This is a genomic window from Pseudomonas sp. NPDC086112, assembly GCF_044746425.1.
In the GTDB taxonomy this organism is placed as follows: domain Bacteria; phylum Pseudomonadota; class Gammaproteobacteria; order Pseudomonadales; family Pseudomonadaceae; genus Aquipseudomonas.
In genome coordinates, this window is the sequence record NZ_JBIVCD010000013.1 from 126,749 (window position 1) to 134,407 (window position 7,659).

The window sequence follows — 7,659 nt, forward strand, 5'->3', positions numbered from 1 at the left end:
TTGATCCACCGGCAGGCCGCCTTTTTTCGGCCCACACAATAAGGATTTCCCGATGAGCATGCTCAAAGACCCGTCTTCGAAATACCGCGCGTTCCCGACCATCGATATCCCGGACCGCACCTGGCCATCGAAGACCATCACCGCAGCGCCGATCTGGTGCAGCTCGGACCTTCGTGACGGCAACCAGTCGCTGATCGAGCCGATGGACGCGGTCAAGAAGCTGCGTTTCTGGAAGACCCTGGTGCAAGTCGGCGTGAAAGAAATCGAAGCCTCGTTCCCGGCCGCTTCACAAACTGACTTCGACTTCGTGCGTACGCTGATCGAAGACGGCCACATCCCGGACGACACCACCATCCAGGTGCTGACCCAAGGCCGTGAAGACTTGATCGCACGCACCTTCGAATCCCTGCGCGGTGCCAAGAAAGCCATCGTTCACCTGTACAACGCGACCTCCCCTTCCTTCCGCCGCATTGTCTTTAATCAGGACAAGGACGGGGTCAAGGCCATCGCCGTAAACGCCGCCAAGCTGTTCGTCAAGTACGCCGCCCAGCAGCCGGAAACCGAGTGGACTTTCGAGTACTCGCCAGAAACCTTCAGCGCCACCGAGCTCGAGTTCGCCAAAGAAGTATGCGACGCAGTCATCGAAGTCTGGAACCCGACGCCTGAGCACAAGGTGATCCTCAACCTGCCTGCCACCGTCGAATGCGCCACCCCGAACATCTATGCCGACCAGATCGAATGGTTCGGCCGCCACATCAACCGTCGTGACAGCGTGATCATCAGCCTGCACACCCACAACGACCGTGGCACTGGCGTAGCCGCCACCGAGCTGGGCCTGATGGCCGGTGCCGACCGTGTCGAAGGTTGCCTGTTCGGCAACGGCGAGCGGACCGGTAACGTCGATCTGGTGACCGTGGCATTGAACCTCTACACCCAGGGCGTCGACCCTGAGCTGGACTTCTCCGACATCGATGGCGTGCGCAAAGTCGTCGAAGAGTGCAACCAGATTCCTGTGCACCCACGTCACCCGTATGTCGGCGATCTGGTTCACACCGCGTTCTCTGGCTCGCACCAGGATGCGATCCGCAAGGGTTTCGCCCAGCAGCAACCGGACGCCCTGTGGGAAGTGCCGTACTTGCCGATCGACCCGGCCGACATCGGCCGCAGCTACGAGGCGGTGATTCGCGTCAACAGCCAGTCGGGCAAAGGCGGTATCGCTTACCTGCTGGAACAGGAATACGGCATCAACTTGCCGCGCCGCATGCAGATCGAGTTCAGCCAGGTCGTGCAGCGTGAAACCGATCGCCTGGGCCTTGAAATGACGGCCCAGCAGATCCACGCGTTGCTGCACAGCGAGTACTTGCAGGCCAACACCCCGTACGCGCTGGTCAGCCATCGCTTGCAGGAAGAAAACGGTCACAGCGCGGTGGAAGTGGAAGTCTCCAGCAAAGGCCAGGGCGAAACCAACCTGCACTGGCGTGGCAAGGGCAACGGCGCTCTGGAAGCGCTGGTGGCCGGTCTGCCGATCCCGGTGGAAATCATGGACTACAACGAACACGCCATCGGCGCGGGCACCAATGCCAAGGCTGCGGCCTACATTGAACTGCGCGTAAACGGCGAGCGTGCGGTGCACGGCGTCGGCATCGATGAAAACATCACCACCGCCAGCTTCAAGGCCCTGTTCAGCGCGCTGAACCGCTCCCTGAGCCAGCCGGAAGCGAAAGCGGCGTAAGTCAGCGCTGCAATGCAAAAGGCCCCGGGGTGAGAACCTCGGGGCCTTTTTGTTTGCTTGGGATTTTTGTGTTGCCTTTTCTGGCCTCTTCGCGAGCAAGCCCGCTCCCACAGTGGATTTTTGGTGTACACAAAATATGTGTTCACACCGATCAAGTGTGGGAGCGGGCTTGCTCGCGAAGACGAACGGTCAGACAGCGAAAGTCTCAGGTGAACTCGAAGGTATCCGCATCCAGATTTGCCGGAAACCGCGTGCGATAAGCCGCCAGTTCCGCCGCGTCCAGAACGACCTTGAACACACCATCAGCATCGCCTGCGCCAAGCAACGTTTCACCCTGAAAATCCAGCACCTGACTGTCACCGGTATACGCAAAGCCTTTGCCATCGGTACCGATGCGGTTCACCGCCGCCACATAGCAGAGGTTTTCAATCGCCCGTGCCGGTAGCAAACGGTTCCAGTGCTGGCGCCGGGCGCCCGGCCAATTGGCGGTGTACAGCAACAAGTCGGTGTCTTGAGGGTCGCGGCTCCAGACCGGAAAACGCAAGTCGTAGCAAATCAACGGCCGCACTCGCCAGCCCTTCAATTCGAACTGCACCTGACGCTCGCCCGGGGTGAAATGGTTGTGCTCGCCCGCCATGCGGAACAGGTGACGCTTGTCGTAATGCCACACCTCCCCGTCCGGTCGCGCCCACAACAAACGGTTGCGATGACTGCCATCAGCCACCTGGACGATGATGCTGCCGGTGATCACCGCATCCAGTTTCGCCGCCTGAACCCGCAGCCATTTACTGGTGGGGCCATTTTCCGGCTCGGCGAGGGTTTCCGATTCCATGGAGAAACCGGTGGTGAACATCTCCGGCAGGATGATCAGGTCAGCGCCGCGAGCCTGTTCCAGCAAAGGCTCGAAATGCTCCAGATTGGCCTGACGATCATGCCAGGCCAGGGTGGTCTGGATCAGCGCGACATTCAGATTGGGCAGAGCACTCAGATCACGCATAGTTTTGCCGCTGCTTCACGCAGGGTCTCCTCGCGTTTGGCAAAGCACAGACGCACCAGGCGCTGGCCTTCGGGTGGCGTCTGGTAGAACACCGAGATCGGGATGCTCGCGACGCCATGTTCGCGGGTCATCCACAGCGCCATCTCGACGTCATTGAGGTCCGGGCGAATCTGCGAGTAATCGACCAACTGGAAGTAAGTACCGGCCACGCGGGTGAAACTGAAGCGCGACGGCGACAGCAGATCGCAGAACAGATCGCGCTTGGCCTGATAGAAGCCCGGCAACTCTTCGACGTGCTCCGGATGCTCGGCCATGTAATCGGCCAACGCGTATTGCAGTGGCGTCACGCCGCAGAAACTGACGTATTGGTGAACCTTGCGCAGCTCCGCGGTGAGGGCTGGAGGTGCCACGACATAACCGGTTTTCCAGCCGGTGACGTGGTAGGTCTTGCCGAACGAACTGACCACGAATGCGCGCTGATAGAGCTCTTCGTGGGCCAGTACGCTGACGTGAGATACGCCATCGAATACCAGGTGTTCGTAGACCTCGTCGCTGATCACATAGATATCGCGGTCGCGAATCAACGCCGCCAGTTGATCCAGCTCGGCACGACTGATCAACGCGCCGCTGGGGTTGTGCGGGCTGTTAAGAATGATCATCCGCGTACGCGGGCTTAACGCATTGGCAAGCTTCTGGAAGTCGATGCTGAAATCGTTGAGGCCCAGTTGCACATGCACGCAACGGCCACCGGCCAGCTCCACCGAAGGTTCATAACTGTCGTAGGCCGGATCAAACACGATGACTTCGTCACCGCTGTGGATCACCGCCTGAATGGCGCAGAAGATAGCCTGTGTCGCGCCGGGAGTGACCGTTACTTCGCTGTCGGCATCGACATGGGCGCCGTAGCTGCGAGCGATCTTCGCCGCAATCTGCTGACGCAACACCGGCAAGCCAGTCATCGGCGAATACTGGTTGTGGCCACTGGCGATGTGCCGACCGACTGCATCACACAGGGCTTGCGGGCCGTCGAAATCGGGAAACCCCTGAGACAGATTGATCGCCCCGGTTTGCACCGCAAGCTGGGACATCTGCGTGAAGATAGTGATGCCGACATTCGGCAGCTTACTGGTGATCATCGGTGATTCCCTGGCTCTACACCCGGCTCTACGACGGCACGGGAGAGCTCGAGAATAGCCCAAACGGCGCCCATAAAAAAAGGGCGCCTTAAGCGCCCTTTTTCGAACCCGGTCCCGTAGGAGCGAGGCTTGCCCGCGAAGAACGATAATGCGTTCTACCTGGCACACCGCGGTGTGGCTTTCGCGGGCAAGCCTCGCTCCTACGGAAGCCAGGCAGCCTCAAATCAGCGCTTGTCGCGGCGCTTTTTGTCGGCTTTCTTGTGGTGCGACATCATCCGACGCTTCTTGTTGACCTGGCGGTCGGTGAGCGAGTTCTTGTTACCTTCGTACGGGTTCTCGCCGCCCTTGAACTCGATACGGATCGGCGTACCGACCAGCTTCAAGACACGACGATAGGTGTTTTCCAGGTAACGCACGTAAGACTTCGGCACCTTCTCGATCTGGTTACCGTGAATCACGATGATCGGCGGGTTCGCACCACCCAAGTGGGCGTAACGCAGCTTGATCCGGCGGTTGTTGACCATCGGTGGCGCGTGCTCGCCGACCGCATCTTCCAGAATCTGGGTCAGGCGGTTGGTCGGCCAGCGGGTGACCGCGGACTTGAACGAGTTCTGTACCGACGCGTAGAGGTTGCCTACGCCAGTGCCGTGCAAGGCCGAGATGAAGTGGATATCGGCGAAGTCGACGAAGAACAGTCGACGTTGCAGCTCGACCTTGACGAAGTCGCGCTCGCTCGGCGTCATGCCGTCCCACTTGTTGATCGCAATTACCAGCGCACGACCGGCTTCAAGGGCAAAGCCCAGCAGGTTGAGGTCGTGGTCCACCACGCCTTCGCGGGCGTCCATCACGAAGATCACCACGTTGGCGTCTTTGATCGCTAGCAGGGTTTTGACCACGGAGAACTTTTCAACTTCTTCGTGGATCTTGCCGCGCTTGCGCACACCGGCGGTATCGATCAGCGTGTACTTCTCGTCGTTACGTTCGAACGGGATGTAGATGCTGTCGCGGGTGGTGCCGGGCTGGTCATAAACGATAACCCGGTCTTCACCGAGCATGCGGTTGACCAGGGTCGACTTGCCAACGTTCGGGCGGCCGATGATGGCGATCTTGATACCGTCTTTTTCGCTTGGGCCAGGAATGCGCTTGGCTTCCTCACCTTCGGCAACGATCTCTTCTTCGCCTTCTTCCGGCTCTTCGTCGTCTTTCGGGAAGTCGCTCAGGGCGATTTCCAGCATCTGGGTGATGCCACGACCATGAGCGCCGGCGATCGGGATCGCGTGGCCCATGCCCAACGGGGCGAATTCGGCGCGGGCCATTTCAGGGTCGATGTTGTCGACCTTGTTGGCGACCACGTAGGAACGCTTGTTACGCTTGCGCAAGTGCTCGGCGATCATCTGGTCGGCCGCGGTGAAACCGGCCTTGGCATCTACCAGGAATAGAACGACATCCGCTTCTTCAATGGCCAGCAGCGACTGCTCGGCCATTTTTTCGTCCATACCGTGCTCGTCACCGGAGATACCGCCGGTGTCGACCAGAATGTAGGAACGCCCTTGCCACTTGGCCTCACCGTACTGGCGATCACGGGACAGACCGGACAAGTCGCCGACGATGGCGTCGCGAGTCCTGGTCAGGCGTTTGAACAAGGTGGACTTGCCGACGTTCGGTCGGCCCACCAGGGCGATTACGGGAACCATGCGGCTCTCCACTTCGTTATTTCAGAAAATACAAAAGCCGCTGCGAGGCAGCGGCTGGTGCTCGGGGCAGCACTGTGGGAACGGGCTTGCTCGCGAAAAAACGTAGCAGCACCGCGTTTATTCAGGCTGTACGCGTCATCGTTGACGCCCTTCGCGAGCAAGCCCGCTCCCACAGGTGAAGCCGCCTGGGGGGTTAACCCCAAGCATAGTTCTTACTTGATGGTCAGGGCTTCCAGTTTGCCGCTGTTGCCATACAGATAAATCGTGTCACCCACCACCAGCGGACGGGCACGCAGGCCGTCGCTGTCGATGCGCTCGCGGCCGACGAAACGACCGTCCACCTGACTCAGCAGGTGCAGGTAACCTTCCATATCACCGACTGCAACATAGCTGGAGAACACTTCCGGAGCCGACAATTGACGGCGGGCCAGCGAATCGTTGCTCCACAAGGCAGTGGTGGAACGTTCGTCAACGCCTTCAACGGTGCCCGCAGACAGGCTCACGTAGACGCTGCCAAAACCCTGGGCAACGCCGGCATAGCTGGAAGCATCACGCTGCCAGAGCTGACGACCGCTTTCCAGATCCAGTGCCGCGACGCGACCCTGGTAGCTGGCGACATACAGCGTACCGCCGGACAGCAGCAAGCCACCGTCGATATCGACCACACGCTCCAGCTCCGACCGACCTTGTGGAATCGCTACGCGCTGCTCCCACACCGGCACGCCGTTGGAAACGTCCAGGGCGACCACTTTACCAGTCGACAGGCCAGCCACCGCGAGGCGGTTGGTGACGATCGGTGCGCTGGTGCCGCGCAGGGTCAGAACCGCTGGCGTGCTGTCATACAGCCAGCGCTGGTTGCCGGTAGCGGCATCCAGACCGATCAGACGGTCATCCTGGGTCTGAACCACAACAACGTCACCGTTGGTGGCCGGCGGCGCGAGCACTTCACTGGTCACGCGAGCGCGCCATTTCTCTTCACCGCTGCTGGCGTCCAGGGCAACGATTTCACCCTTGAGCGTGCCGATCATGACCAGACCGTAACCTACGCCAACGGCGCCGGAGACAGGCAGTTCGAGATCTTTCTTCCATTTGACGTCGCCATTGCTGCGATCCATCGCCATCACCACACCGGTGACGTCGGCGGCATAGATGGTATCGCCATCGATCGCCGGAACCAGCATGTTGTAGGTTTCGCCCTGACCGTCACCGATCGAACGACTCCACTGCTTTTGCAGCACCACTTCTTCTTTGAAGTCGGTCAACTCCGCCGGTGGCAATTCTTTTTTGCTGTTGCTGCTGCAACCCGCGGCCAATATGGCCAGAGCCAGCAATGCTGCATGTTTCCAACGAATCACGTCACGCATCCCCTTTGGCCAGGTCGTCCAGCTTGATTTGTAGGCCACCGACCGCCGCTTCATCCGACAGTGCCGCCTTGGCTTTTTGATACGCAGTGTTCGCTTCGTCGGTACGACCCAGCTGCACCAGCAGGTCGCCTTTGAGTTCTTCGCGAGTGGCCAGGAAGGCTTTGTCGGCATCGCCTTCGAGCAGTTTCAGGGCTTCATCGACCTTGTTCTGCGCGGCCAGCACCTGCGCCAGACGCTGACGGGCAATTTCGCCCAGTGCCGGGTTGGCCGGTTTGGCGACAATGGCTTTCAGCTCGCTGGCTGCGTCGTCCAGCTTGCCGCTGTCGACTGCAACTTTCGCCACGAACAGGCTGCCGTATTGCGCGTAAGCGGTGCCGCCGAACTCGCTGTTGAGCTTGCCAGCCAGGTCCGAAACACGTGCAGCATCAGGCTTGCCGTCAGGCGTCAGCGTGGTTTCGAGCAATTGCTGATAGAGAATCGAGGCGCCTTGCGACTGATTGCTCTGATACTTCTGAAAGGCCTGCCAGCCGAATACGATGACCAGCGCCAACAGGCCGCCAGTGACCAGGGGCTTGCCGTTGCGTGTCCACCAGTCCTTCAACTCCACCAGATGTTCGTCTTCGGTACTCGACACCCCAATACTCCTTAATCGCTAAATCGGCTGTATTAAAGCTACAACCCAGCACGACGCAGTTGGCCAGTTGTGCAGCAAACGCTACCCAGGCAAAGCTTTGTT

6 protein-coding genes are annotated in these 7,659 nt (G+C 59.8%); 1 reads left to right on the forward strand and 5 read right to left on the reverse strand.

Annotated elements, in window-relative coordinates; genetic code table 11:
• The first annotated feature begins 52 nt into the window (after positions 1-52).
• The gene (leuA, locus tag ACIPLA_RS12410) at positions 53-1,732 is read left to right on the forward strand and encodes a 2-isopropylmalate synthase (RefSeq protein ID WP_123494397.1); all 1,680 of its coding nucleotides are present in this window, start codon (positions 53-55) and stop codon (positions 1,730-1,732) included.
• Between the two features lie 205 nt (positions 1,733-1,937).
• On the opposite strand, the gene ACIPLA_RS12415 is transcribed toward leuA, so the two are convergent.
• The 5 genes from ACIPLA_RS12415 to ACIPLA_RS12435 all read right to left on the reverse strand — a co-directional run bounded on the left by ACIPLA_RS12415 (position 1,938) and on the right by ACIPLA_RS12435 (position 7,557).
• Complete coding sequence (locus ACIPLA_RS12415) at positions 1,938-2,729, reverse strand: amidohydrolase (RefSeq protein WP_123494398.1); 792 nt, start codon at positions 2,727-2,729, stop codon at positions 1,938-1,940.
• Complete coding sequence (locus tag ACIPLA_RS12420; RefSeq protein ID WP_401173283.1) at positions 2,717-3,865, reverse strand: pyridoxal phosphate-dependent aminotransferase; 1,149 nt, start codon at positions 3,863-3,865, stop codon at positions 2,717-2,719. The genes ACIPLA_RS12415 and ACIPLA_RS12420 overlap by 13 nt, the downstream gene beginning before the upstream one ends.
• Before the next feature lie 224 nt (positions 3,866-4,089).
• Positions 4,090-5,559, reverse strand: coding sequence for a ribosome biogenesis GTPase Der (gene der, locus ACIPLA_RS12425; protein WP_401173284.1), 1,470 nt, complete (start codon positions 5,557-5,559; stop codon positions 4,090-4,092).
• Between the two features lie 212 nt (positions 5,560-5,771).
• A complete protein-coding gene (gene bamB, locus ACIPLA_RS12430; RefSeq protein WP_032830306.1) occupies positions 5,772-6,923 on the reverse strand; it encodes an outer membrane protein assembly factor BamB in 1,152 nt (383 codons plus the stop codon).
• Positions 6,916-7,557, reverse strand: a complete 642-nt coding sequence (locus ACIPLA_RS12435; protein ID WP_192345543.1) for a tetratricopeptide repeat protein — start codon at positions 7,555-7,557, stop codon at positions 6,916-6,918. Before ACIPLA_RS12435 ends, bamB begins: the two co-directional genes overlap by 8 nt.
• Positions 7,558-7,659 lie beyond the last annotated feature (102 nt).